Below are 23616 nucleotides of genomic sequence, written 5' to 3' on the forward strand. Positions count from 1 at the left end.
GATCGCGGAAGGGCCGGCCGGCGCTCAGGCGCGCTGCGGCTCGCGATCGGCAGCGCCCGGCGCCGTCTGCACGACGACCCGGTTGCGCCCCAGCTCCTTCGCGCGATACAGCGCGTCGTCGGCGACTTTCAGCGCGCACTGGATGCTGCCGTTGCGCTCCGGATAGCAGGTCGTCACGCCGATGCTCGCGGTGAGCCAGCCCGTCGTGCCCGTGTCGTGGCGGATGCCGAGTTCGAGGATGCCGGTGCGGATCGCTTCGGCGATCGTCACGGCGCCATCCGTGTCGACGTTGGGCAGCACGACGACGAACTCCTCGCCGCCGTAGCGCGCCGCATAGTCGGCCGGCCGCCGCAGGCAGCCGGCGATGCAGCGCGCGACCGCGGCGAGCGCGTCGTCGCCGGCCTGGTGGCCCTGCGTGTCGTTGTAGCGCTTGAAGTGATCGACGTCGACGAACAGCAGCGACAGCGCGTGCTGCGAGCGCGCGGCGCGACGCCATTCGCGCGCGAGCGTGACGTCGAGCATCCGGCGGTTGTCGAGGCCGGTGAGGCCGTCGGTGCGCGCGAGCGCCTCCAGTTCGGTTTCCGCGCGATGACGCTTGCGCAGCTGCACGTCGAGCAGCAGCGACAGGCCGACGAAGCCGAGCGCGAGCATGGCCATCGCCGAGCCGATCGGGATCGCGCGGTCGTACCACGCGGCGTAGATGTCGGCTTCGGAGCGCGCGACCATGATGATCAGCGGCAGGTGCTCGAGATGCCGGAACACGTACAGGCGCCGCACGCCGTCGATCGATGCGGTATCGGCGAAGCTGCCTTCGTTGGCCGTCATGAACTGGCGGAACGTGCTCGCCTTGCTGATGTTGCGGCCGACGATCGCCGGATCGAACGGCCGGCGCGCGAGCATCAGGCCTTTCGTGTTGATCAGCGCCATCGAACCGCGATCGCCAAGCGACAGGCGTGAGAACAGATCCTGGAAATATTCGAGCCGGATCGACATCACCGCGACGCCGCCGAAGGATCCGTCGGGCCGCGTGATCCGCCGGCTCAGCGCGATGCTGGGCGAGCCGGCGCGCAAGCGCGAACGGTAGGGATCGCTGACGTACAGGCCGACGTCCGGGTGATCGCGATGCACGGTGAAGTACGGTTCGTTGGCGAAATTGGCCTTGCGCGGCACGTCGCTCTTGCCGTCGACCGCGATGTCGCCGTTCGCGTCGAGCACGTAGATGCCGCCGAGGTACTTGGCCGAGGTCGCGCGATCGAACAGCACCTGGCGGCGCAGCGGCATCGGCAGCGCGGCGACCGCCGGGTCGTTCTCGCCTTCGACGACCGCCTGCAGCGACAGCGCATAGATTTCGATATTGCGCTCGATGTCCCATGACGCCATCAACGCCATGTTCTGCTGCGTGATGCGCGCGCGGTCGCGTGCGTCGACGCGGGCCTCGTACAGCACGATGCCGCACAGGAGCAGCAGGACCAGACCGATCAGCAGCCCGGAATAAAAGATCAGGTGCGGCAGCAGCAGCCGGCGCAGGTGTGCGGCGATACGGCCCGTCGGGCCGGATTCGCTGGGCAGTGCGTAGTCGGTCTCTGCCATGGTCCGTGAAGCGATGGGCATCGCCGCCGGCACGCGGGTCGATGCGATTGTTCGTATGATTGGCGCGTGGCGATCCGGTACGCGGCCCCGGTGTGTTCCGCGCGCCCGACGATCGGAAAATGGGCGCGGATTATCGAAAAACACGGCCGGCTGAACCGCTCGATTACCCCTTCGTCGGCGAATTCTGCCGCGATTCAACCATCAGGCGAATCGGGCCGCGTGATTGGTCCGAGTATAACGCGCGCAATCCGGGGCGCGAAAAATGTTGCACGCCGTTGATCCGGATCAAATTGCCGCGGCGGCCGGTCGTGGCCCATCGCGCGCGCAACGTTGCCACGCAAGGGCCTGCGCCGGCCGCGCGCGTGCCGCGCATTCCATTGCCGGGGCATTTTCGTGCTTTGACGGATGCCGAATGTCGGGCCGGAAGCCGTGCGATACGCGCCGATTGTTTTTTCAGCGTTCGCGTTATTCCGCATATGAAAACGGACGGCTGCGAAGGCCGTCCGTTTCGTGAATCCGCATGCGGGAAACCCCGTATGCGCCTGCCCGGGTTTACGCGCCGTGCTGCTGCGCCTTGAACGCGAGCCGGAACCGGTGCAGCAGCGGCTCGGTATAGCCGCTCGGTTGCGACGTGCCCTGCAGCGCCAGCGCGCACGCGGCCTGGAACGCGGTCGACTGGTCGTACGCGGGCGCCATCGGGCGATAGTTCGGATCGCCGGCGTTCTGCTGGTCGACCACGCGTGCCATCCGCTTGAACACGTCGAGCACGAACGCTTCCGTGATCACGCCATGGCGCAGCCAGTTCGCGATGTGCTGGCTGGAGATGCGCAGCGTCGCGCGGTCTTCCATCAGGCCGACGTCGTGGATGTCCGGCACCTTCGAGCAGCCGACACCCTGTTCGACCCAGCGCACGACGTAGCCGAGGATGCCCTGCGCGTTGTTCTCGACTTCGCTCAGGATTTCCGCGTCGCTCCACTCGGCGCGCTCGACGACCGGCACGGTCAGCAGCCCTTCGAGCAGCGCGTCGCGCTCGCTCGCGTACGGCGTTTTCTCGAGCGCCTGCTGGACGGCTTGCACGTCGACGAGGTGGTAGTGCAGCGCGTGCAGCGTCGCGGCGGTCGGTGATGGCACCCACGCGGTATTCGCGCCGGCACGCGGATGCGCGATCTTCTGCTCGAGCATCGCGTGCATCAGGTCCGGCATCGCCCACATGCCCTTGCCGATCTGCGCGCGGCCGCGCAGCCCGGCCGACAGGCCCGCGAGCACGTTGTTGCGCTCGTACGCCTGGATCCACGCCGACGATTTCATGTCGCCCTTGCGGATCATCGGCCCCGCTTCCATCGCGGTGTGCATCTCGTCGCCGGTGCGATCGAGGAAGCCGGTGTTGATGAACGCGACGCGCGCGGCCGCCGCGGCAATGCACGCGGCGAGGTTCACGCTGGTGCGGCGCTCCTCGTCCATGATGCCCATCTTCAGCGTGTTGCGCGGCAGGTTGTACAAATCCTCGATGCGCGCGAACAGCGTGTCGGCGAACGCGACTTCGGCCGGGCCGTGCATCTTCGGCTTCACGATGTAGATCGAGCCGGTGCGCGAATTGCGCTTCGCCTTCAGGTCGTGCAGCGCGCACAGCGTCGTGACGACGCCGTCGAGGATCCCTTCCGGAATCTCGTTGCCGTCGCGATCGAGCACCGCGCCGTTCGTCATCAGGTGGCCGACGTTGCGCACGAACAGCAGCGAGCGGCCGTGCAGCGTCAGCGTGCCGCCGGCCGGCGTCGTGTATTCGCGATCGGCGTTCAGGCGGCGCGTAAAGGTCTTGCCGCCCTTCGCGACTTCCTCGACCAGCGTGCCCTGCATCAGCCCGAGCCAGTTGCGGTAGAGCTGGACCTTGTCGTCGGCGTCGACCGCCGCGACCGAATCCTCGCAGTCGATGATCGTGCTGACCGCGGCTTCGAGCACGACGTCCTTCACGTTCGCGAGATCGGCGCGGCCGATCGGCGTCGATGCGTCGATCTGGATCTCGAGATGCAGGCCGTTGTGCTTCAGCAGGATCGCGGACGGCGCGCCGGCCGCACCCTGGTAGCCGATGAATTGCGCGGGCTGCGCGAGGTGCACGACGCCCTTGCCGGTTTCGACGGCGAGTTGGCCGTCCTGCACGCGGTAGCGCAGCGCATCGCGGTGCGAGCCGCTCGCGAGCGGCGCCGCGTTGTCGAGCACGCCGCGCGCGTAATCGATCACGCGCTGGCCGCGCGTCGGGTTGTACGCGGTCGTGCGTTCTGCGCCGCCGTCCTCGGGCAGCGCATCGGTGCCGTACAGCGCGTCGTACAGGCTGCCCCAGCGCGCGTTCGCGGCGTTCAGCGCATAGCGCGCGTTCGACAGCGGCACGACGAGCTGCGGGCCGGCCTGCGTCGCGATTTCGCTGTCGACGTTCGCGGTGGCTGCGGCGACGTTCGCCGGCACCGGCACGAGGTAGCCGATCTTTTCGAGGAACGCGCGATACGCGGCGTGGTCGCGCACGGGGCCGGGGTTCGCGCGGTGCCACGCGTCGAGCTCCTGCTGCAGGCGGTCGCGTTCCGCGAGCAGTTCGCGGTTGCGCGGCGCGAGTTCGTGCACCAGCGCCGAGAAACCGCTCCAGAACGCGGCCTTGTCGATACCGGTGCCCGGCAGCGCTTCGTTTTCAATGAACTGGCTCAGCGCTGGCGCGACTTGCAGTCCTGCTTGGTCGATCATCGTGATTCCTCCCGGGGAATGAAAAACGCGCGCGTTGGCTGGCTATGCCACGACGCTTTGTGTACCGGCGCGGGCGATCTGCGCGTCCTGTTCGGACTTTACGCCGGACACACCGATCGCGCCTGCAATGCGGCCGTCCACCGTGATCGGCACGCCGCCTTCGAGCAAGCCCGTCAGCGGCACGCTCAGAAACGCGGTGCGGCCACCGTTGATCATATCCTCATACGCCTTCGTCTCGCGACGGCCGAGCGCCGCCGCGCGCGCCTTGTCCTGCGCGATATGGGCGCTCGCCGCCGACGCACCGTCGAGCCGCGCGAACGCGAGCAGGTGGCCGCCGTCGTCGACGATGGCGATCGACACGGCCCAGCCGTGACGCTCGGCTTCCGCGCGGGCGGCGGCGAGCATGCGTTCGACGTCGGCGAGTTCGAGTTCGGGTCTGGTTTTCATGACGGTTCTCCGGAATCAGCGTCGGTTGACGAGTCGGTTGTCGGCGAGCTCTATCCAGTGGTGCACGGGCGTGCGGCCCGCGCCGTTCCGGTGAGTCTGGCATCCGATGTTGGCCGTGACAATCAGGTCGGCGCGTGCGGCTTCGAGCGCGTCGAGCTTCTCGTTGCGCAGTTGCGTCGCGAGTTCGGGTGCGTCAGCGCACAGGTGCCGCCGAGCCGCTGCACGGGTGGCTCGCGGAGGGATTCGTCAGACCGAAGCCGAGCCTCGTCAGGACGCTTTTCCACCGCGCCGCCACGCCGCTGCGCGAGCCGCTGTCTGCACGGATAGTGGACCGCGCCCAGGCGGGGTCACATCGGCCGGCGCGTCCGGCGGTTCGGCCGCGATCACTCGAAGAACGTCGGCGCGGCGGATGTGCGGTCGAGGGGAAAGGGGGAGCGTGCAGCGGTGTGTGCGCGCGACAGCGGCACGGCGGGATCGAACAGGGTCGGTTCGCGCCGCTCGTCGAAGTGCGTGAGCGGCGCTCCGGCAATCGCAGCCTCGCGCGTCGGGATCGTCTACGTGCCGGCGCCGATCGCGCGTTCAGTCGAACGGCACCGCGAGCCGGTCGATCACCGAACTGGTCTCCGGGCGGACGCCGCGCCACCACGCGAACGCTTCGGCCGCCTGCTCGACCAGCATGCCGACGCCGTCTGCGATGCCATGCACGCCCGCATTTCTCGCGAGCCGGAGAAACGGCGTGAGGCGCTTGCCGTAAGCGAGTTCGTAGGCCGTGCCGTGCGGGCTGAACACGCTCGGCGGGACAGGCGGCAGGTTGCCGGTCAGACTGGCCGACGTCGCGTTGACCACCAGGTCGAAACGTCCCCTCCGCGCAAGGTCCGCATAGCCGCTCGCAATGAGCGCACCGCGCGGGCCGGACTGCGACACCTGCGCGACCAGCGCGCGCGCCTTGTCGACGTCGCGATTCGCGATCACGAGTTCGGCCGGCTGCGCGTCGAGGAACGGCAGCAACGCACCGCGCACCGCGCCGCCGGCGCCGAGCAGCAGCACGCGCTTGCCCGCCATCGGCAGCCGGAGGTTCACTTCGATATCGCGCACGAGGCCGATGCCGTCGAAGTTCTCCGCGAGAATGCGGCCGCCGTCGAACTTGAGCGCGTTGGCCGCGCCGGCCAGCTTCGCGCGCTCGCTTTGCTCGTCGGCCATCGCGAACGCGTCGAGCTTGAACGGCGCGGTGACGTTGATGCCCTTGCCGCCGCGCTCGAAAAACCCGCGCACCGCGGCGGCGAACGCGCCGGCCGGTTCGACCGGCCCTTCGATGGCCGTGTAGTCGATGTCCTGCGCCGTCTCTTGCGCGAAGAGACCGTGAATCAGCGGGGATTTCGTGTGCCCGATCGGATTGCCGATCACCGCGTACTGGTCAGTCATCGTTGGCTCGCTTGTGAATAGAGGACGCCGTCGGCCAGCATCGCATCGATCTCGGCCGAATCGAATCCGAGCGAATGCGCGACTTCCGCGTTGTGCTGCCCGAGATCGGGTGCGACGTCGCGAATCGTCGTATCGCAATCGGAAAACCGGAACGGAAGATTGGGCAGGCGAAGCGTGCCGTAGCGCGGATGCTCCTGCTCGACGACCATGCCGCGCGCCTGGATCTGCGGATCGGCCAGCACCTCGTCGATACGCTGCACCTTCGCGCACGGAACGTCGATACCGTCGAGCAGTTCCTGAACCGACGCGACGGAGCGCGCGGCGACCCACGGCTCGACCACCGACAGGATCGCCGCGCGATGCGCATTGCGCCCGACGCTGTCGTGAAAGCGCGTGTCGTCGCCGAAGTCCGCCGGGCCGCCGTGCGCGGCGATCAGCGCGGCGAAGCGCTTCCACGCGTCGTCGACCTGCGCGGCGATCACGAGATCGCCGTCCGCTGCGCGGAACACGCCGTACAGCGTCGACGTCGGCATGTCATGCCCGGTCTGCTCGGGCAGCACGCCCTTGAGCGTGTAGCACTGCACCGCGTATTCGTGCATCGACACCAGCGTGTCGTACAGCGCCATGTCGATGTGTTGGCCGCGGCCGCTCTTCACGCGTCCCAGCAGCGCGGCGTTGATGGCGGCGACCGCATGAATGCCGGTGTACATGTCGCCGAGCGAGATGCGCAGCAGCGGCGGCCGCTCGCCCGGCGTGCCGACCATCTGCATGATGCCGCTCTTCGCTTCCGCGATCAGCCCGAAGCCGGCCCGATGCGCATCGGGGCCGGTATGCCCGTACGCCGAAATCGAGCAGTAGACGAGCCCCGGATTGCGGGCCGACAGCTCGGCGTAGCCGAGCCCGAGCTTGTCGAGCGCGCCCGGCCGGTAGTTCTCGACGAATACGTCGGCGGAGTCGCACAGCCGCTGCATGAACGCCTTGCCGCGCGCGTCCTTCATGTTGACGCTCACGCCGCGCTTGCCCATGTTCAGCTGCAGGAAATAGCCGCTTTGCTGGTCGTCGAGCACGGTCGCGTGCTGGCGTCCGGCGTCGCCGGCGCCGGGACGCTCGACCTTGATCACCTCGGCGCCGAGCGCCGCGAGACAGCGCCCGACGTACGGGCCGGCGAGGAAGTGGCTGTAGTCGACGACGCGAATGCCTTCGAGGGGGCGGGCCTGCATCACAGTGCTCCCGGGCGGCGCGGCACCATCAGCCGATGCTCGCCGCGTTGAACGACCTGCCCGTCCTGGTTGATCAGCTCCGACGGCAGCACGACGATGCCCCATTCCGGGCGGCTCTTGCTCGCGCGCATCGAGCCGACGCGGAATTCCACGTGCAGCACGTCGCCGACCTTGATCGGCAGCAGGAAATCCCAGGTCCACCCGAGCGACATGCCCGGCAGGAACCGGTAGTCGCTCTGCGTCTTCAGGCCGTCGGCGATCGACAGCCCGAACAGTCCGTGCGCGACGAGGCAGCCGAAATGGCTCGCGTTCGCGTATTCCTCATCGACGTGGACGGGCGTGTGGTCGCCGGTGAGCTCCGCGTACGCGAGAATGCGCTCCTTGGTCACGACGTATTCGGGGCTCGTGCACGTGTCGCCTTCGCGGGCGTCGTCCCAGTATTTCTCGACGATCGTCATGGTCATGCCTCCGCGCGCGGGTTGATCGCCAGCGCCTGTGCAACGCACGACGCGGGCCGGGCCTGAATCAGTTCGACGGCCAGACCGTCCGGCAGCCGAAGCCAGTTGCGCCCCTGCGGCATCTCCGTCACGCCGAACCGCCGTGCGGCGGCCAGCGCGGCCTCCAGGTCTTCGCACATCACGCCGAGGTGCGCGAGCCGGCCTTCCGGGCCGTCATGTTCCGGCGCATGGATGAACTGCAGGCCGCCGAGCGTCCAGTACTGCCGCGGCGCGTCGAGCGTGCCGTCCACTTCGCGCATCGTCATCCCGAGGACTTCCTCGAAGAAGCCGATATGCCAGTGGATGTCCTTCACCCAGATCGCAACGTGTTCCAGATAGGCTTTGGGCGTAGTCATGCGGTGGCCTCCTCGCGTTGGCGGTCGGCCATCGCGCGCTCGATGCCCTTGATCGCGGCGACGAGCGTCGCATTGACCGGCGTCGGCACCCCATGGCGCTGTCCGTAGCGCACGACCGAGCCGTTGATGAAGTCGATTTCGGTGATCGAGCCTTTCTCGAGGCTTTGCAGCATCGACGTCTTGAATGCCGCGGGCAGCCCCTCGGCGGCGAGCGTCCACGCCTGTTCGGGATCGGTCATCGACAGCTTCACGCCCGCTGCCTGCGCCGCGGCGATGGCCTCGGCGACTGCCGCGAGCGACGTCGCCTTCAACAGCGGCTCGTCGTAGAGCTGTCCGTACGTGAGGCCGGTGATGCCGGTCAGCGCGCCCGTCGCGACGTTCACCAGCAGCTTGTCCCACATCGTGCCGACGATGTTGTCGCTGATCGTCGTCGCGAGGCCCGCGGTGTTGAACGCGTCGGCGATCGCCTGTACGCGCGGCGTGATGCGGCCGTCGAGTTCGCCGATGTACGTGTACTTGCCGATCACGCCCGATTCGATGTGGCCGGCGCCGCGCAGCACGCCGCCGACATAGGTCTTGCCGGCGAGCACGCGCTCGCGGCCGACGGCTTCGGCAAGGATGTCCTCGTGACCGAGGCCGTTCTGCAACGACAGCACGACGGTATCCGGTCCCACGAGCGAAAGGGCGCCGCGGATGGCCGCGTCGGTGTGGAACGATTTGACGAGCACGATAGCGAGATCGGCCACGGCGACGTCGGCGGCTTGCGTCGTCGCATGGACGCGCACGTACCGCGCGCCGCGGGCGTCGTCGACGCGCAGACCGTCGCGGCGCATCGCATCGACGTGCGCGGGCGAACGGTCGATCAGCCAGGTTTCGTGACCGCCTTCCGTGAGGGTGGCACCGATGGCGCAGCCCAGTGCGCCGGCACCCAGAATCGCAATTTTCAACGGCTTCTCCTTGAGGTATGGCCGTACGATAGGAGCCGCCGCTCATACTGCCAATGCAATGGATACAATGACATCATTGCGATGGACAATAATGATTCGATGAGCGCCGACCTGCCGGACCTGAAGCTGCTCCAGCTTTTCGATCTTCTGTACGAGATGCGCAGCGTCACGCGCGTCGCCGAGCAACTCGGCCAGAGCCAGCCGACGATCAGCATCTGGCTCGGGCGTTTACGGGAGCATCTTCATGACCCGCTCTTCATTCGTACGCCGGGCGGCATGGCGCCGACACCGCAGGCGGACGCCCTGATCGGGCCCTGCCGCGAGATCCTCGAATCGCTGCGGCGCTTCACTGCGTGGGAGATCGCGTTCGATCCGGCGACGGCCCAGCGGCGATTTCGCATCTGCATGACCGACGCGAGCCACATCACGCTGCTGCCGCGCCTGTTGGCGCATGTGCGCGCGCAGGCGCCCGGCGTCCGGCTGGAGGCCGCGCGGATCGACGGCAATACGGAGCGCGCGCTGGAATCCGGCGAGGCCGATCTCGCGATCGGCTACGTGCCGTGGCTCGGCGGCGGCATTTATCAGCAGAAACTGTACGACCAGGACTGGGTATGTCTGGCCAATCGGCATCATCCGAGGATTCGCGGCCGCCTCGGCGCCAAGCAATACCGGTCGGAAGGACATGTCGCCATTACGGCCGGAACGGGCGCGCAACTCCTCGAACAGGCGCTGCGGCAGGCGCGTATCGAGCGCGACGTGGTGCTGGAGTTGCCGGGCTTTCTGGGCCTCGGCGCGATCATTCAGAGCACCGACCTGATCACGACGCTGCCGCGTCAAATCGGGGAGACACTCGCTCAGGCCAGCGATCTGGCGGTTCACGGCTGCCCGATCCCGGTCGACGGGTTCGCGGTACGGCAGCATTGGCACGCGCGATATCACCATGAGGCGGGCAATCGCTGGCTGCGGGGCGTCGTGATCCAGTTGTTCGGTGCGTCGCACTGACCGGGCGCATCGGCGCCCGCGCGGCCGGGGCGATGCGCGATCGCGGAACCGGCTCGCGTGAGCGTCGACGCACGCGCTGCGGCCGGCCCGGCAACCGCTAGAATTGCGGTTTTAGCCCGGAATACGCCCATGTCCTTTGCCTCGCTTGGCCTGATCGAGCCGCTGCAGCGCAATCTGCAGGATCTCAATTACCAGACACCCACGCCGGTGCAGGCCAAGGCGATCCCCGCCGTGCTCGGCGGCAAGGACGTGATGGCCGCCGCGCAGACCGGCACCGGCAAGACCGCGGGCTTCGCGCTGCCGCTGCTGCAACGGCTGGTGCAGCACGGGCCGGCGGTGTCCGGCAACCGGGCGCGCGCGCTGGTGCTGGTGCCCACGCGCGAACTGGCCGAGCAGGTGCTGCAAAGCTTCGTCGCATACGGCAAAGGGCTCGATTTGCGCTTCCTGGCCGCCTACGGCGGCGTGAGCATCAATCCGCAGATGATGAAGCTGCGCAAGGGCGTCGACGTGCTCGTCGCGACGCCCGGCCGGTTGCTCGATCTCAATCGCCAGAACGCCGTGCAGTTCGATCAGGTGCAGACGCTGGTGCTCGACGAAGCCGACCGCATGCTCGATCTCGGCTTTGCGCGCGAGCTCAACGCGGTCTTTGCCGCATTGCCCGCTCAGCGGCAGACGCTGCTGTTCTCCGCCACGTTCACCGACGACATCCGCGCGATGGCGGCGAGCATCCTGCGCAAGCCGGTCGATATCAGCGTCAGCCCGCCGAATGCGACGGCCGCCAAGATCAAGCAGTGGGTGGTGCCGGTGGACAAGCGGAACAAGCCCGATCTGTTCATGCACCTGGTGCGCGAGAACAACTGGGAACACGCGCTGGTGTTCGTGAAGACGCGTGCGGGCGTGGATTACCTCGCCGCGATGTTGCACGACGCCGGCTATGCGGTCGACACGATCCACGGCGACAAGCCGCAGCCCGCGCGACTGCGCGCGCTCGAGCGCTTCAAGGCCGGCGAGGTGCAGATGCTGGTCGCGACCGACGTTGCGGCGCGCGGGCTCGATATCGACGACTTGCCGCTGGTGATCAACGTCGATCTGCCGATCGTCGCGCAGGACTACGTGCACCGTATCGGCCGCACCGGCCGCGCGGGCGCGAGCGGTGTGGCCGTGTCGCTCGTGTGCGCGGACGAAGCGCCGCAACTGGCCGCGATCGAAGCACTGATCCGGCAGACGTTGCGCCGCGAAGAGGAGCCGGGTTTCGAAGCTGAACATCGCGTGCCGGAAACCAGCGCGACCGGGCAGATCATCAAGAAACCGAAAAAGCCGAAGAAACCGAAGGCGCCGCAGGCTCTGCCGGTGGCCAGGCCAATGCCGGGCAAAAAGCCGGCTCCGCAAGGTGGTGAAGGCAAGCGCAAGCCGGCGGCGCAGCGGGCGACGGTGCCGGGCAACGGAGCAGGCGGTGTCAGTGCAAGCGTGATTATCGGCAGCCCGTTCAGCGTGCAGAAGCCGCGCGGTAAATCGGGCGGCAAGCCGGCGGGCAAGCCGCGCGCGGGTTCGGGTTCGGGCAGGTCGGCCGGGAAGCCGGCCAAACCCGCGGGCGGCCGCGGCAAAGGCCGGCCCTGATTCTCGTCCATGCGATCGCACCCGACGATTCGGCCGTCGGGGTTGCGCACAAACTCCTGGCGGCTAGACTGGAAGTTCCCCATGCAAACCATGGAGGGACACATGACGACCATCTACGTGGTGAAGACCGGCGAGCAGTTCCTCTGCACGGGCGAGGATGGCGATATCGGCATGGCGCCCGTGATCGAGGACGCCGCGTCGTTTCTGTCCTACGACGAAGCGATCAAGGTGGCGAACCAGCACGCCGACCCCGGATTCGAAATCCTGACCGTCGAGGTGAATTGCCGTTGACGTGAAGTGTGCGGCCGGGCGATGGGTGACGGTTTCCGACGATATCGCCCCACCGTCCGGAATCGCCGACCGGCATCCTCCCCCGCATCAAAACGAAAAAAGCCCGCCGAAGCGGGCAACCTCTCGATGAAGAGGAGGGAGATGCAGCCGCGCGACCTGCGCCGCGCGCTCAGCCCTTCGTCGCCCCGAACGTGAGCCCCGCGACGAAATGCTTCTGCATCGCGAAGAACATCGCGACCGACGGAAGCGCGGCGAGAATCGAACCGGCCGACACGAGGTTCCACGACGTCGTCCATTGCCCCTTCAGCGCGGCCACGCCGGCCGTGATCGGCGCAGCCTCGTCGCCTTGCGTCAGACACAGCGCCCAGAAGTAATCGTTCCACACGAACGTGAACACGAGAATCGCGAGCGCCGCCAATGCAGGCCGGATCAACGGCAACACGATCCGCCAGAACACCGTCCACTCGCCCGCGCCTTCGATCCGCGCCGCTTCGATCAGCTCGAACGGCAACTGCTTGATGAAGTTGCGCAGAAACAGTGTGCAGAACCCGGTCTGAAACGCGACATGAAACAGGATCAGCGCCTCGACCGTATTGAACACGCCGAGCCGGAGCGACAGATCGCGCACCGGAATCATCAGCACCTGCACCGGCACGAAGTTGCCGGCGACGAACGTGCCGAACAACGCGGCGTTCCCGCGAAACCGGTAAGTCGCGAGCGCGAACCCGGCCATCGCCGCAAGCGCGATCGAGCCGATGACCGACGGCACCGTGATCTGCACGCTGTTCCAGAAGTAATGCAGCATCGGCGACGTGGTCAGCGCATCGCGGTAGTTCCCGATCATCGAGAAGTGTCGCGGCCAGCCCCAGTAATGGCCTTCGGCGAGTTCCTCGGTCGAGCGCACCGACGTGACGAACACCGCGATCATCGGCAGCAGCCAGATCACGAGCGCGACGGGCAGCGACAGCTTGTACAGCCGGCGCGATACCGGCTTCCAGTGGGCAACGGGTGTCGGAAACATGATGAATGAACTCCCGGGAGGTCACTGCTCGTTGCGCAGCATGCGGCGCAACTGGAACACGATGTAGACGAGCATGATCGCGAACAGCACGACCGCGATCGATGCCGAATAGCCGAGCCGGTAGTACTTGATCGCCTGGTCGTACATGTAATACGCGAGCACGGTCGAGCTCTCGAACGGGCCGCCGCCGGTCATCACCGAGATCAGGTCGAAGCTGCGCAGCGCGCCGATCACCGTGACGACGATCGCCATGAACGTGGTCGGCCGCAGTTGCGGCAGCACGACGTGCCACAGCAGCGCGAAGCCGCGCGCGCCTTCCATGCGCGCCGCTTCGATCTGTTCCGGGTTCACCGACGTGAGGCCGGTCAGGTACAGGATCATGCAGTACGCGGTCTGCGGCCACAGCGCGGCGAACACGATGCCGAACGTCGCGTAGCGCGCATCGCCGAGCACCGGGATCCCGTGTCCGGCGATCAGCGCGAGCAGCCCGAACGTCGGATCGTAGAACCACGAGAAGATCAGCCCGACGACCACGCCGGACAGCACGAACGGCGCGAAGAACAGCGACTTCACGAGCCGGATGCCGGCGACGGCCTGGTTCAGGTACAGCGCGAGCGCGAGGCCGAGCGGCGGCGCGAGCATGAACAGCGCGAGCCAGATCACGTTGTTGCGCAGCGCGGTGTAGAACGTCGGCGCTTGCAGCAGCTCGGCGTAGTTCGCGAGACCGACGAACGTGCGCTCGGTCATCCCGTCCCAGTTGCAGAGGCTCAGCCACAGCGTCGACAGGATCGGCCAGATCACATAGACGGCAACCATTGCGCACGCCGGCGCGAGAAACAGCCACGCGGCGCGGCGCTGCCGCCGCACGGCAGGCGACGGGCGGCGCGCCGACAACGCGGGTCGTGCGGCGGGCGAGCCGCGGCCCGGCGATGCGGCGGCCGGGCCGGCGGGCGTTTCGGCGGGTCTGGACGTGATCGGACTGGACACGGCAAGCCTCCTGGTCGGACGCGGCGGCACTCGGCCGCCGCCGGGGTCACGCGATTACTTCTTGTAGATCCGCTTGCGGGTCTGCTCGAGCTGCGCGAGCACGGAATCGAGCTGCGCGGGATTCGCGACGAACTGCTGCATGCCCTTCATCCCTTCGTCGGCCATTTCCTTCGTCATGTCGCGATCGTAGAACTGCGCGACGCCGCCTTTGGTCTCCGCAAGGATCCGGAAGCCGATCCGCGAGATCGGATCGGCTGGCTCCGGCGACTTGCTGTTGGCCGACAGCGAGCCGAGCCCTTCCGCGAGCTTCGCGCCGATCTCCGGCGTTTCGACGAACGCGAGGAACGTGTGCGCGTCGGCCTTGTTCTTCGCCTTGGTCGGGATGTGCAGCGATTCGACCGGGCCGTCCTCGGCGGTCGGCACGTTCGCGTCGATGATCGGGAAGCGGTAATAGCCCATCTGCTGCTTCACGTTCGGCGGAAAGCCGGCCGCGATGAACGTGCCCATCAGCATCATCGCGGCCTTGCCCTGGAACAGGAACGGCTGCGCGCCGTCGAGATCGTACGACAGTGCGTTGTCGATGAAGTAGCCCGAGTCGATCAGCGATTTCCACGTCGTGTAGACCTTCTTCACGCGCGGATCGGTGTACGGCACGTCGCCGGCCATCAGCTGCTGGTGGAACGCGTTGCCGTTCAGGCGCAGATCGAGATAGTCGAACCAGCCGGCGAGCGTCCACGCGTCGCGGCCGCCGACCGCGATCGGCGTGATGCCGGCCGCCTTCAGCTTCTTGCATGCGTCGAGAAACTGATCCCAGGTTTTCGGCTCGTCGGCGATCCCGACCTTGCCGAACAAATCCTTGCGGTAAAAGAGGCCCCACGAGTAATAGACGGTCGGCGCCGCGTACTGCTTGCCGTTGTACGACGATGCGCTGCGCGTCGACGCATACATCGCATCCCAGCCGTTCTTCTTCCAGTCGCCGCTCAGGTCCTCGAACAACCCGCGCTTCGCGTAGTACGCCATCCGCTCGCCCGCATGCCAGTTCACGACGTCCGGCGCGACGGTGGTGAGCCACGCGGGAAGCTGCACCTTGTACGCCTCCTCGTCGACGAAGGTCGGCTTCACGTCGATGTCGGGATGCGCCTTGTGGAACGCGTCGATCGTCGACTGCCAGACCGCGCGCTGGCTCGCGCCCTTGAACGCGATGTTGATCGTCAGCGTGCCCGCGTCGGACGGCGTCGCGGCGCCGAGCGAAGCGAACGCGATGGCGGCGGCGCTCGCCAGCCGGGCGGCGACGCGAAGGGGGCGATGTGTCATGTGTGTCTCCATTCCTGTGTGTCGTTGTGCGTGACCGGCGCGGCGGGCGCCGGGGGCGGGTGCTACGAACGGCTTCGATACACGGCGACGCCTTGCGGCTCGACCTGCGCGGCGCCGACCACGAACGCGGACGGCGGCACCGCGTCGATCGTATGCGGTGTGCCGCCGTAGTTGAATACGTAAGTGAGCCCGCCGCGCCGGCTTACACGTACGGCGTCGCCGAGCGGCGACGGTGCGAGGCCGGCTTCGGCCGCGACGTCGGCGAACAGGCGCGCGGTGGTCGCATCGTCGAACAGCGCGGCCCAGTAGTGCAGCGTGCCGTGCGACACGCAGGCCGGGTGGCCGTCGGCGAAGCGCACGCGCACGACGCTGCGTGCGTCGTCGTGCAGTTCGACGAGGTCGCGCCAGTGACGGGCGTCGCCGGTGACGGGCGAGCCGTCGCGCAGCGTGCCGTCGATCCGTGCGGTCACGTTCGGCCGCAGCGATTCGACACGCCACACGCGCACCGGCAGCATCGACGCCAGCGGGCCGGGCGGCAGCGCCGGCGGAATCTGCAGATCGGCGGTCTTCGAACCGGTGCGCGGGCCGAATACGACGTGCGCGCCCGATGCGGCGACGCGCGTCGCGAAGTCGTCCGGCACGATCGGCAGCGGCGGCACGACGACGAGCCGGTAGCCGTCGAGCGGCGCATGCGCGGAAACGATGTCGACGTCGAGGCCGAGCGAGCGCAGCGCCGAGTAGTACTCGAACGCGAAGCGCGGATAGTGGAAATCGGCGCCTTGCGGCTGCACTTCGAACAGCCACTTCGCTTCGTAGTCGAACACGAGCGCGACGGGCGCGCGCACCGCGCCGTTCGCGTCGGCATCGGCGCCGGCGTCGAGCACGGCCGCGATCTCCCGCGCGACGCGCTGCGCTTCGCGGCCGCCTTCGTCGAGTTTGTCGTCCGGCGTATGCAGGCCCGCGTGCATCTGCTCCTGCGCGAACGGCGCCTGCCGCCAGCGGAAGTACGACACGCAGCCGGCGCCGTGCGCGAACGCTTCCCAGCTCCACAGCCGGACCATGCCCGGCAGCGGCGCGGGGTTCCAGTGCGCCCAGTTCACGGGGCCGGGCTGCTGCTCCATCACCCAGAACGGCAGCTTCGACATGCCGCGATACAGATCGTGATTGAACGACGCGAAATCCGGATGGCCGGTGCGCAGCCAGCGCGCCTTCACGTCGGGCGCGAACCACAGCTCTTCGAGCGCGCCGAGCGGATAGCTGTCCCACGTCGCGACGTCGAGGTCGCGCGCGACTTCGTAGTGGTCGAATTCGGTGAACAGCTGCATGAAATTGTGCGCGACGGGCCGGCCCGGCGAATGCGCGCGGATCACGTCGACCTGCATCCGGTGATAGCGCGCGAGCTCGTCCGACGCGAAGCGCCGGTAGTCGAGGCGGTGCGTCGGATGCGCTTCGGTCACGGTGCCCACCGGCGCGTCCACTTCGTCGAAATGGCGATACTCCATGCTCCAGAACACGGTGCCCCACGCGCGGTTCAGCGCGTCGATCGTGCCGTAGCGCGCCTGCAGCCATTCGCGGAAGCGCACGAGCGCGGCCGGCGAGTAGCTGACGACGGTCTGGTGGCAACCCAGCTCGTTGTCGGTCTGCCAGTAGCGCACGGCCGGATGGCGGCCGTAGCGTTCGGCCACCGCGGTGCAGATCCGGCGCGACGCTTCGAGATAGATCGGCGACGAGAAGTCGTAGTGGCGGCGCGATCCGAACTTGCGCGGCCGGCCGTCCGCGCCGATCGCGAGAATGTCGGGATGACGGTCGACGAGCCACTTCGGCGGTGTCGCGGTCGGCGTGCACATCACGATCTCGAGCCCGGCCGCGCCGAGCACGTCGACCGCGCGATCGAGCCAGCCCCAGTCGTATTCGCCGGGCGACGGCTCGATGCGGCTCCATGCGAATTCGGCGATCCGCACCTGCGCGATGCCGAGTGCCTTCATCCGGCGGGCGTCGTCGGCCCACATCGATTCCGGCCAGTGTTCCGGGTAGTAACAGACTCCGAGGCGCATGCCCGATCCTTATGCGTAGTGGTGGACGGGAAGGGCGGCGCACGCGGGCACCGCGCGGCCGTCTTCGCTGAACAGATGACAGGCCGCGGCCGGCGCATGCGCGTGCACGCGCTCGCCGGTGCGGAAGGCGGCGTCGCCGGGCACTTTCGCGATCAGCGGCGTGCCGCCGGGTTGATCGAGGTGCACGTAGGTCTGCTCGCCGAGGCGTTCGACGAGCGCGACGTCGCGCGCGAGCGTCGTCGCGCCGGGCGCGGCGCCGAGCGTCAGGTGTTCGGGGCGGATGCCGAGCGTGACCGCGGCGCCCGGCGCGAGCGCGGAGCCGTCGCGCGGCAGCGTGAAGGTTTCGCCGGACGGCACGACGGTGACGGTCGTGCGCTGCGCGTCGCACGCGGCGACGACGGCCGGCAGGAAATTCATCCGCGGCGAGCCGATGAAGCCGGCGACGAAGCGGCTCGCCGGATGGTGATAAAGGTCGAGCGGCGCGCCGACCTGCGCGATGCTGCCGTATTGCGCGGTGTCGGCGCCGGCGTGCAGCAGCACGATCTTGTCGGCGAGCGTCATCGCTTCGGTCTGGTCGTGCGTCACGTAGACGACGCTCGCGCGTTCGAACTGCCGGTGCAGCTTCGCGATCTCGACGCGAGTCTGGCCGCGCAGCGCCGCGTCGAGGTTCGACAGCGGCTCGTCGAACAGGAACACGCCGGGCTCGCGCACGATCGCGCGGCCGATCGCGACGCGCTGCCGCTGCCCGCCGGACAGCGCCTTCGGCTTGCGGTCGAGCAGCGTGTCGAGCTGCAGGATCCGCGCGGCGTCGCGCACCTTGCGGTCGATCTCGGCCTTCGGCACGCGCGCGAGCTTCAGCCCGAACGCCATGTTCTCGTAGACCGTCATGTGCGGAAACAGCGCGTAGCTCTGGAACACCATCGCGACGCCGCGCTCGGCGGCCGGCACGTCGTCGACGCGGCGGCCGTCGATCGACAGCTCGCCGTCGCTGAGATCCTCGAGGCCCGCGATCATCCGCAGCAGCGTCGACTTGCCGCAGCCGGACGGACCGAGGAACACGCAGAACTCGTGGGCGCCGATCTCCAGATCGACGTCGCGAATGACCGGCGCGTGGTCGCCATAGGCTTTCTGCACGCGCCGCATCGAGATGCTCGCCATTGTCTCCGCTCCATGTTCTAATGCGCTTTCGTCGATGCTTAAGCGCTTAATCATCGCGATCAAAAAAGAAGCGATGCGATCGCGGCCGAGTCGCGCCCGTTACGCGGGCGGCAAGGGATGCGACGATAGTGCGCCGCTTCGGTGAGCGAAGCAAATACTGGATCGACGTCTCATATAGTGAGCAACGAATGGCGACTCTCGATGAAGTGGCGCGCCGCGCCGGCGTGACGGCCGCGACGGTGTCGAACGTACTGCGCAACCGCGGCCGCGTCGGCGACGCGACGCGCGCGCGTGTTCTCGAAGCGGTCGACGCGCTCGGGTATCGGCCGCATCTGGCCGCGCGGGCGCTGGCGGAAGGGCGTGCGCCGACGGTCGCGCTGATGGTGTCGAGCATCGCGAACCCGTTCTATCCGGAGTTCGCGCTGGCGGTCGAGCGCGCGGTGCGCCGCAACGGGCAGTTTCTGATCGTCTGCAACACGAACGAAGATCCGTTGCAGGGGCGCGCATATCTCGACCAGATCGCCGGCACGATTTCGGAAGGGATCCTCGTGACCAATGCGAACCTGCACCTGCCGGATCTGCTCGACGTCGCGCGGCGCGGCGTGCCGGTCGTGCTGTGTCTGTGGGAGCGGCCCGACGCGCCGCCGGAAGGCTTGCCGTGCGTCGCCGTGGACTTCCGCGAGGCGGGGCGGATCGCGACGCGGCATCTGGTCGAGCTGGGCCATCGCGAGATCGGCGTGATCGTCGGCGGGTCGGCGAACGGCGTGCAGGCCGCGCGCTACGACGGCTTCGTCGATGTGATGCGCGAAGCGGGGCTGGACGCGTCGCGCGTCGGCACCGGCCACGATTCGATCGAAGGCGGCGTGCGCGCGGCGGGGCAGCTGCTGGACGCGCATCCCGCGCTGACCGCACTGGTCGCGACCAACGACCTGCCCGCGATCGGCGCGCTGCATGCAGCAGCCGATCGCGACCGGCGCGTGCCCGACGATCTGTCGATCGTCGGCATCACGGATATTCATCTGGCGAGCGATACGCGCCCTACGTTGACGACGGTCGCCATCCCGACCGGCGAGGCGGCCGGGCTCGCGGTCGAACTGCTCAACGCGTTGCGCGAGGCGGGCGGGCAGGGCGACGAGGCGTCGCGAGTGCGGATCGCGTCCGCGCCGCGACTGGTGGTGCGGCGGACGACGGGCGCGGTGCCGACGCGACGCGCCGCCGCGTAGCGGCGGGCGGCCACGCGTCGCTCGCGCCCGTGACGGGCAAGGTACGGAAGTGCCCGCGGTGTTCGTGCGTCCGCGTGCCGCCCCGGCAGCCGTTCTAGAACGAGTACGCGAGCGACGCGAATAGGCTCCGCGGCGCGCCCGGCGTGACCCACAGGCTGTTGTACGAGCTGACGTAGTACGTGCGGTTGAACAGGTTGTTCAGCACCACCGACGCGCGCAGATGCTTGTTGACCTGCACGTAGCCGTTGAGCTGCACGGTTGCGTAGGCCGGCAGGTCGAAGCCGTCCTGCGTGTTCGCGGTATTGCCCGCGCGGCGCCCGACGTAGATCACGCCCGCGCCCGCGCCGGCCTTGTCGACGAGCGGCAGCGCGGTTTCGTACATCAGCAGCGCGCTGCCGCTCACGCGCGGAATGTCGACGAGGCGAGCGCCCGGCGTCAGCACGCTGTCGTGCGTGACCTGCGCATCGACGTACGCGAGGTTGACGATGCCGCGCAATCCGTGACCCAGTTCGCCGTTCCATTCGAATTCGACGCCGCGGCTGCGCACTTCGCCGGCCGCACGCGAGAACCCGGCATTCGCCGGATCGGCGGTCAGCACGTTGCGCTTGTTCACGTAGAACGCGGCGACGGTCGCGAGCCAGCGCGTGCCGGCCCATTTGACGCCGGCTTCGTAGCCGTGCCCTTTCTCCGGATCGAACGCCTGGCCGTGCACGTCCGCGCCGTTGTTCGGCCGGAACGAATAAGCGGTGTTCGCGTAAAGCGACAGCGCAGGGCTCGCCTCGTACACGATGCCGAGCCGCGGGCTCACCGCCGTTTGCAGCTGGCTCGTCGTCACGCCCTTCAGGCGATTCTCGACCGACTGATGAAAGCGGTCCCAGCGCAGCCCGGCGAGCACTTTCCAGTGCGGCCCGAACGCAAGCGTGTCCTGCGCGTACAGGCCCTGGCCGTCGTCGCGCTCGAGCAGGTTCGTCGCGGTGCGCGGCACGGGCGTCGGCTGGCCGTACACCGGATCGAAGATGTCGATCGCGTACGGCGCGGCGGCCGTCGGCGTCGAGCGCGCGACGAACTGATCGTAGTTGAAGCGGTACGCGTCGACGCCCATCACGAACGAATGGCCGATGCCGCCGGTGCGGGCCTTGCCGGCCACTTCGACACGCCCCTGCACGTCGTTCGAGTGAAACGCGACCTGCCGGTAGCGGCGCCACAGCGTGCGGCCGTCCGGCTGCAGCGAGAACGCTTCGGACGAGCGGCCGGACAGGTCGGTGTCGCGCTGCGCGAAGCCGGCGTTGACCGACCAGTCGGCATTGAAGCGATGTTCGAGCGTGAACTGATGTCCCGAGTTGCGCACGTCGTAGTCGCCGTCGCGCGGCTCGCCCATGAACCTCGACGCCGGCACCGCCCCAAGCTGCCCGCCCACCGCGACCACGCCGCGATCGAGCGGCGCGCGCTGGCGCGCGGTCTCGAATTCGTAGTGGAGCGTCGTATCGGCGCCGACATCCCACGTGAACGACGGCGCGAACAGATAGCGCTTGCTCGACACCGTGTCGCGGAAGCTGCCGTTGTCCTCGTTCATCGCGATGAAGCGGTACGCGAGCGACTTCGTGACGGGGCCGGTCGAATCGAGCGTCTCGCGCAGCGCGCCGTAGCTGCCGGCCGACACGCCGATCGTGTTCGAGCGCGCGAACTGCGGCTGCTTCGTCGTGTAGCTGATGAGCCCGCCGGGGTCGCCGCGGCCGTACAGCGCGGATGCCGGGCCCTTGAGGACTTCCATGCGCTCGAGCGTCGCGGTGTCGCGCGGCACGCTCATGCCGCGGTTCCACGAGAAGCCGTTGACGAGGTAGTCGGTGCCGGACGTGTTGCCGTCGCCGGCAAAGCCGCGCACCGCGTAGTTGTCCCACAGGCCGCCGAAGTTGTTCTGCCGCGCGACGCCGGCGACCCAGTCGTACAAGTCTTCACCGCGCGTGGCGGCCACGGTCTGGATCAGTTTCGTATCGACGCTGCTGACCGCGAACGGAATTTCCATCACGTCCGTCTCGGTGCGGGTCGCGCTCGTCGATTCGGGGGCGCGAAATGGTGCCTTCGTGCGCTGTCCGGAGATTTCGATCGCCGGCAGCGACAGCTCCTGAGCATCGGCGGTGCTCAGCCCGGCCGTGCCGACGACGATGGCCATCGGTGCGGCCGCCCATTTCTTCCTGCTCATACCCCGTCCTTCAAAAATTGGTCCGCGTTCGGGCACCGCGGGCCGTCTCGCGCCGGCAACCGTGTTCCAAACAGTACATTTACGCGCCGAAATCTAATGCAAATGAGAGCTATTTGCAATCGTAAGTTGACCTTGTTGCGTTTGGACTAAAAGGCGTGGGAGAGAACGGGGGGAGCGGGCGGATCGGCCGGGCAGCTGAGAGGGGGAAACGCGCGTCGGGGTTTGGGGACTGGCCGGCGTCACGCCCCTTCGACGAGCCGCAATACGATGCGCCGGGCCGACTCGAGATGCGCGATGGTCATCGCGCGGGCGCCGCGCGCATTGCGCTCGCGGCACGCCTGAAGGATTTCCTCGTGCTCGACCTGGAACGACGGTGTGTCCGCGAGCAGCGTGGCTTGCAGGCGCTCATATCGTTCGACCTGGCCGCGCAGCTCCGCGATCGCCTTCAACTGCCGTTCGTTGCCGCAGCACGAATACAGCAGCGCATGGAATTCACGGTTCAGCTCGCCCTGGCGGCGCGGCACGCTCGATTCGCCGAGCAGCCGATGCACGAGTTCGGCGCGCGCGAGCGTCTCGTCGTCGAGCCGCTTCACGCTGCGATAGATCGCGTCGCCTTCGAGCAGCGCGCGCATGTCGTAGATCTCGTTCACGTCGGATGCGCTCAGCATCCGCACGACCGCGCCGCGATTGCGGAAGATCTCCAGCAGCCCTTCGCGCTCCAGCCGCTGGATCGCTTCGCGCATCGGAATCCGGCTGATCCCGAAGCGCTCGGCGAGGTCGCGTTCGACGAGCCGCTCGCCGGCCTGCAGTTCGCCGTTGACGATCATGTCCCGCAGCGATGCGGCCACCGCGTCGGCCGTCGAATCCAGTCTGGCTTCCATCCTGTTGGGGCTCCTCATTTTGGAATAATGGTATACCAAACGGCATTCCGATGACACAATGACGGCCTCACGTTCCGAAATCGAAGGAGGGCGAGATGGCGCATGGCGAACACAAGTACCGCGTGGCAGTGGAGTGGACCGGCAACCGGGGGACCGGCACGTCGGGGTATCGCGACTACGGCCGCGAACACGTGATTCGCGCGGGTTCGAAGCCGGACATTCCCGGGTCGTCGGACGCGGCATTCCGCGGCGACGCGGCGCGCTGGAATCCGGAAGACCTGCTGCTCGCGTCGGCGTCGGCGTGTCACAAGCTCTGGTATCTGCATCTGTGTTCGGATGCGGGGATCCGCGTGCTCGCGTATGTCGACGATGCGGAAGGAACGATGGTCGACAGCGTCGGCGAAGGGCGCTTCACGGAAATCGTGCTGCATCCGCACGTGACGATCCGTGCGGGTGACGATCGTGCGCTCGCCGAGCGGCTGCATCACGACGCGCATGCGAAGTGCTATGTGGCGAATTCGGTGAACTTCCCGATTCGGTGCGAGCCGGTGATCGAGCTTGCGGCTGCGTGATGCGTGCCGCGAGCGCTGAAATCCGAAGGCGCGCGGCGCTCCAGTCCGGCATGCGGTCGCCGTCGCCGTCGCCGTCGTCCGCACGGAATC

Annotated in this window: 21 protein-coding genes and 1 pseudogene; 6 read left to right on the plus strand and 16 right to left on the minus strand. The window is 67.9% G+C overall.

Going from position 1 to position 23616, the window contains the following annotated elements:
• Positions 1 to 24: 24 nt before the first annotated feature.
• Positions 25 to 1590 (minus strand): sensor domain-containing diguanylate cyclase, encoded by a 1566-nt coding sequence (locus BSE24067_RS14665; protein WP_151067501.1) that lies wholly within the window; start codon positions 1588 to 1590, stop codon positions 25 to 27.
• A gap of 119 nt (positions 1591 to 1709) precedes the next feature.
• On the opposite strand from BSE24067_RS14665, the gene BSE24067_RS14670 reads away from it, so the two are divergent.
• Positions 1710 to 2168, plus strand: a complete 459-nt coding sequence (locus tag BSE24067_RS14670; protein ID WP_151067499.1) for a hypothetical protein — start codon at positions 1710 to 1712, stop codon at positions 2166 to 2168.
• Here the strand turns inward: BSE24067_RS14670 and BSE24067_RS14675 are convergent.
• From BSE24067_RS14675 to BSE24067_RS14705, 8 genes and pseudogenes are all read right to left on the minus strand, one after another.
• On the minus strand, positions 2143 to 4317 hold the full coding sequence (locus BSE24067_RS14675; protein ID WP_151067497.1) for a malate synthase G: 2175 nt from the start codon (positions 4315 to 4317) through the stop codon (positions 2143 to 2145). The two genes, BSE24067_RS14670 and BSE24067_RS14675, sit on opposite strands and share 26 nt — an antisense overlap.
• Positions 4318 to 4359: 42 nt before the next feature.
• Positions 4360 to 4764: a GlcG/HbpS family heme-binding protein gene (locus tag BSE24067_RS14680; protein WP_151067496.1), complete on the minus strand. Its 405-nt coding sequence runs from the start codon at positions 4762 to 4764 to the stop codon at positions 4360 to 4362.
• A gap of 15 nt (positions 4765 to 4779) precedes the next feature.
• A pseudogene (locus BSE24067_RS32530) lies at positions 4780 to 5163 on the minus strand (heterodisulfide reductase-related iron-sulfur binding cluster); the annotation flags it as partial.
• A 180-nt stretch (positions 5164 to 5343) separates the two neighbouring features.
• Complete coding sequence (aroE, locus tag BSE24067_RS14685; RefSeq protein ID WP_151067494.1) at positions 5344 to 6186, minus strand: shikimate dehydrogenase; 843 nt, start codon at positions 6184 to 6186, stop codon at positions 5344 to 5346.
• Positions 6183 to 7406 (minus strand): CaiB/BaiF CoA transferase family protein, encoded by a 1224-nt coding sequence (locus BSE24067_RS14690; RefSeq protein ID WP_151067492.1) that lies wholly within the window; start codon positions 7404 to 7406, stop codon positions 6183 to 6185. The genes aroE and BSE24067_RS14690 overlap by 4 nt, the downstream gene beginning before the upstream one ends.
• Positions 7406 to 7864: a MaoC family dehydratase gene (locus BSE24067_RS14695; RefSeq protein ID WP_151067513.1), complete on the minus strand. Its 459-nt coding sequence runs from the start codon at positions 7862 to 7864 to the stop codon at positions 7406 to 7408. The genes BSE24067_RS14690 and BSE24067_RS14695 overlap by 1 nt, the downstream gene beginning before the upstream one ends.
• A gap of 2 nt (positions 7865 to 7866) precedes the next feature.
• A complete protein-coding gene (locus BSE24067_RS14700; protein ID WP_151067490.1) occupies positions 7867 to 8259 on the minus strand; it encodes a VOC family protein in 393 nt (130 codons plus the stop codon).
• Positions 8256 to 9206 (minus strand): ketopantoate reductase family protein, encoded by a 951-nt coding sequence (locus tag BSE24067_RS14705; RefSeq protein WP_151067488.1) that lies wholly within the window; start codon positions 9204 to 9206, stop codon positions 8256 to 8258. Before BSE24067_RS14705 ends, BSE24067_RS14700 begins: the two co-directional genes overlap by 4 nt.
• 81 nt (positions 9207 to 9287) lie before the next feature.
• Here BSE24067_RS14705 and BSE24067_RS14710 point away from each other — a divergent pair, with 81 nt between their 5' ends.
• The 3 genes from BSE24067_RS14710 (at position 9288) to BSE24067_RS14720 (ending at position 12116) form a co-directional block, all read left to right on the plus strand.
• Positions 9288 to 10208: a LysR family transcriptional regulator gene (locus BSE24067_RS14710; protein ID WP_151067486.1), complete on the plus strand. Its 921-nt coding sequence runs from the start codon at positions 9288 to 9290 to the stop codon at positions 10206 to 10208.
• A gap of 129 nt (positions 10209 to 10337) precedes the next feature.
• A complete protein-coding gene (locus tag BSE24067_RS14715) occupies positions 10338 to 11825 on the plus strand; it encodes a DEAD/DEAH box helicase (RefSeq protein WP_151067484.1) in 1488 nt (495 codons plus the stop codon).
• A 102-nt stretch (positions 11826 to 11927) separates the two neighbouring features.
• Entirely contained in the window at positions 11928 to 12116 is a 189-nt protein-coding gene (locus BSE24067_RS14720; RefSeq protein ID WP_151067482.1) for a hypothetical protein, read from the plus strand.
• Positions 12117 to 12285: 169 nt separating this feature from the next.
• On the opposite strand, the gene BSE24067_RS14725 is transcribed toward BSE24067_RS14720, so the two are convergent.
• The 5 genes from BSE24067_RS14725 to BSE24067_RS14745 form a co-directional block, all read right to left on the minus strand.
• The gene (locus BSE24067_RS14725) at positions 12286 to 13137 is read right to left on the minus strand and encodes a carbohydrate ABC transporter permease (protein ID WP_151067480.1); all 852 of its coding nucleotides are present in this window, start codon (positions 13135 to 13137) and stop codon (positions 12286 to 12288) included.
• 21 nt (positions 13138 to 13158) lie between these two features.
• Complete coding sequence (locus BSE24067_RS14730) at positions 13159 to 14124, minus strand: ABC transporter permease subunit (protein WP_174904790.1); 966 nt, start codon at positions 14122 to 14124, stop codon at positions 13159 to 13161.
• A 54-nt stretch (positions 14125 to 14178) separates the two neighbouring features.
• The gene (locus BSE24067_RS14735) at positions 14179 to 15438 is read right to left on the minus strand and encodes an ABC transporter substrate-binding protein (protein ID WP_151063937.1); all 1260 of its coding nucleotides are present in this window, start codon (positions 15436 to 15438) and stop codon (positions 14179 to 14181) included.
• Between the two features lie 62 nt (positions 15439 to 15500).
• Entirely contained in the window at positions 15501 to 17492 is a 1992-nt protein-coding gene (locus tag BSE24067_RS14740) for a beta-galactosidase (protein ID WP_151063936.1), read from the minus strand.
• Positions 17493 to 17501: 9 nt separating this feature from the next.
• A complete protein-coding gene (locus BSE24067_RS14745; protein ID WP_151063935.1) occupies positions 17502 to 18650 on the minus strand; it encodes an ABC transporter ATP-binding protein in 1149 nt (382 codons plus the stop codon).
• A 188-nt stretch (positions 18651 to 18838) separates the two neighbouring features.
• On the opposite strand from BSE24067_RS14745, the gene BSE24067_RS14750 reads away from it, so the two are divergent.
• Positions 18839 to 19873: a LacI family DNA-binding transcriptional regulator gene (locus BSE24067_RS14750; RefSeq protein WP_151063934.1), complete on the plus strand. Its 1035-nt coding sequence runs from the start codon at positions 18839 to 18841 to the stop codon at positions 19871 to 19873.
• Between the two features lie 94 nt (positions 19874 to 19967).
• Here BSE24067_RS14750 and BSE24067_RS14755 read toward each other — a convergent pair whose 3' ends face one another.
• Together BSE24067_RS14755 and BSE24067_RS14760 are read right to left on the minus strand one after the other, a co-directional pair.
• Positions 19968 to 22073 (minus strand): TonB-dependent siderophore receptor, encoded by a 2106-nt coding sequence (locus BSE24067_RS14755; protein ID WP_151063933.1) that lies wholly within the window; start codon positions 22071 to 22073, stop codon positions 19968 to 19970.
• Between the two features lie 239 nt (positions 22074 to 22312).
• On the minus strand, positions 22313 to 22954 hold the full coding sequence (locus tag BSE24067_RS14760) for a GntR family transcriptional regulator (RefSeq protein WP_151063932.1): 642 nt from the start codon (positions 22952 to 22954) through the stop codon (positions 22313 to 22315).
• A 95-nt stretch (positions 22955 to 23049) separates the two neighbouring features.
• Here BSE24067_RS14760 and BSE24067_RS14765 point away from each other — a divergent pair, with 95 nt between their 5' ends.
• Complete coding sequence (locus BSE24067_RS14765) at positions 23050 to 23526, plus strand: OsmC family protein (protein ID WP_151063931.1); 477 nt, start codon at positions 23050 to 23052, stop codon at positions 23524 to 23526.
• Positions 23527 to 23616: the final 90 nt, after the last annotated feature.

Source organism: Burkholderia latens (assembly GCF_902499045.1).
GTDB lineage: Bacteria > Pseudomonadota > Gammaproteobacteria > Burkholderiales > Burkholderiaceae > Burkholderia > Burkholderia latens.

Coding starts and splice junctions, on each gene's coding strand:
- BSE24067_RS14665 (WP_151067501.1), bottom strand. CDS start 1,590: ATGGCAGAGACCGACTACGCACTGCCCAGCGAATCCGGCCCGACGGGC.
- BSE24067_RS14670 (WP_151067499.1), top strand. CDS start 1,710: ATGGGCGCGGATTATCGAAAAACACGGCCGGCTGAACCGCTCGATTAC.
- BSE24067_RS14675 (WP_151067497.1), bottom strand. CDS start 4,317: ATGATCGACCAAGCAGGACTGCAAGTCGCGCCAGCGCTGAGCCAGTTC.
- BSE24067_RS14680 (WP_151067496.1), bottom strand. CDS start 4,764: ATGAAAACCAGACCCGAACTCGAACTCGCCGACGTCGAACGCATGCTC.
- aroE (WP_151067494.1), bottom strand. CDS start 6,186: ATGACTGACCAGTACGCGGTGATCGGCAATCCGATCGGGCACACGAAA.
- BSE24067_RS14690 (WP_151067492.1), bottom strand. CDS start 7,406: ATGCAGGCCCGCCCCCTCGAAGGCATTCGCGTCGTCGACTACAGCCAC.
- BSE24067_RS14695 (WP_151067513.1), bottom strand. CDS start 7,864: ATGACGATCGTCGAGAAATACTGGGACGACGCCCGCGAAGGCGACACG.
- BSE24067_RS14700 (WP_151067490.1), bottom strand. CDS start 8,259: ATGACTACGCCCAAAGCCTATCTGGAACACGTTGCGATCTGGGTGAAG.
- BSE24067_RS14710 (WP_151067486.1), top strand. CDS start 9,288: ATGGACAATAATGATTCGATGAGCGCCGACCTGCCGGACCTGAAGCTG.
- BSE24067_RS14715 (WP_151067484.1), top strand. CDS start 10,338: ATGTCCTTTGCCTCGCTTGGCCTGATCGAGCCGCTGCAGCGCAATCTG.
- BSE24067_RS14720 (WP_151067482.1), top strand. CDS start 11,928: ATGACGACCATCTACGTGGTGAAGACCGGCGAGCAGTTCCTCTGCACG.
- BSE24067_RS14725 (WP_151067480.1), bottom strand. CDS start 13,137: ATGTTTCCGACACCCGTTGCCCACTGGAAGCCGGTATCGCGCCGGCTG.
- BSE24067_RS14735 (WP_151063937.1), bottom strand. CDS start 15,438: ATGACACATCGCCCCCTTCGCGTCGCCGCCCGGCTGGCGAGCGCCGCC.
- BSE24067_RS14740 (WP_151063936.1), bottom strand. CDS start 17,492: ATGCGCCTCGGAGTCTGTTACTACCCGGAACACTGGCCGGAATCGATG.
- BSE24067_RS14745 (WP_151063935.1), bottom strand. CDS start 18,650: ATGGCGAGCATCTCGATGCGGCGCGTGCAGAAAGCCTATGGCGACCAC.
- BSE24067_RS14750 (WP_151063934.1), top strand. CDS start 18,839: ATGGCGACTCTCGATGAAGTGGCGCGCCGCGCCGGCGTGACGGCCGCG.
- BSE24067_RS14755 (WP_151063933.1), bottom strand. CDS start 22,073: ATGAGCAGGAAGAAATGGGCGGCCGCACCGATGGCCATCGTCGTCGGC.
- BSE24067_RS14760 (WP_151063932.1), bottom strand. CDS start 22,954: ATGGAAGCCAGACTGGATTCGACGGCCGACGCGGTGGCCGCATCGCTG.
- BSE24067_RS14765 (WP_151063931.1), top strand. CDS start 23,050: ATGGCGCATGGCGAACACAAGTACCGCGTGGCAGTGGAGTGGACCGGC.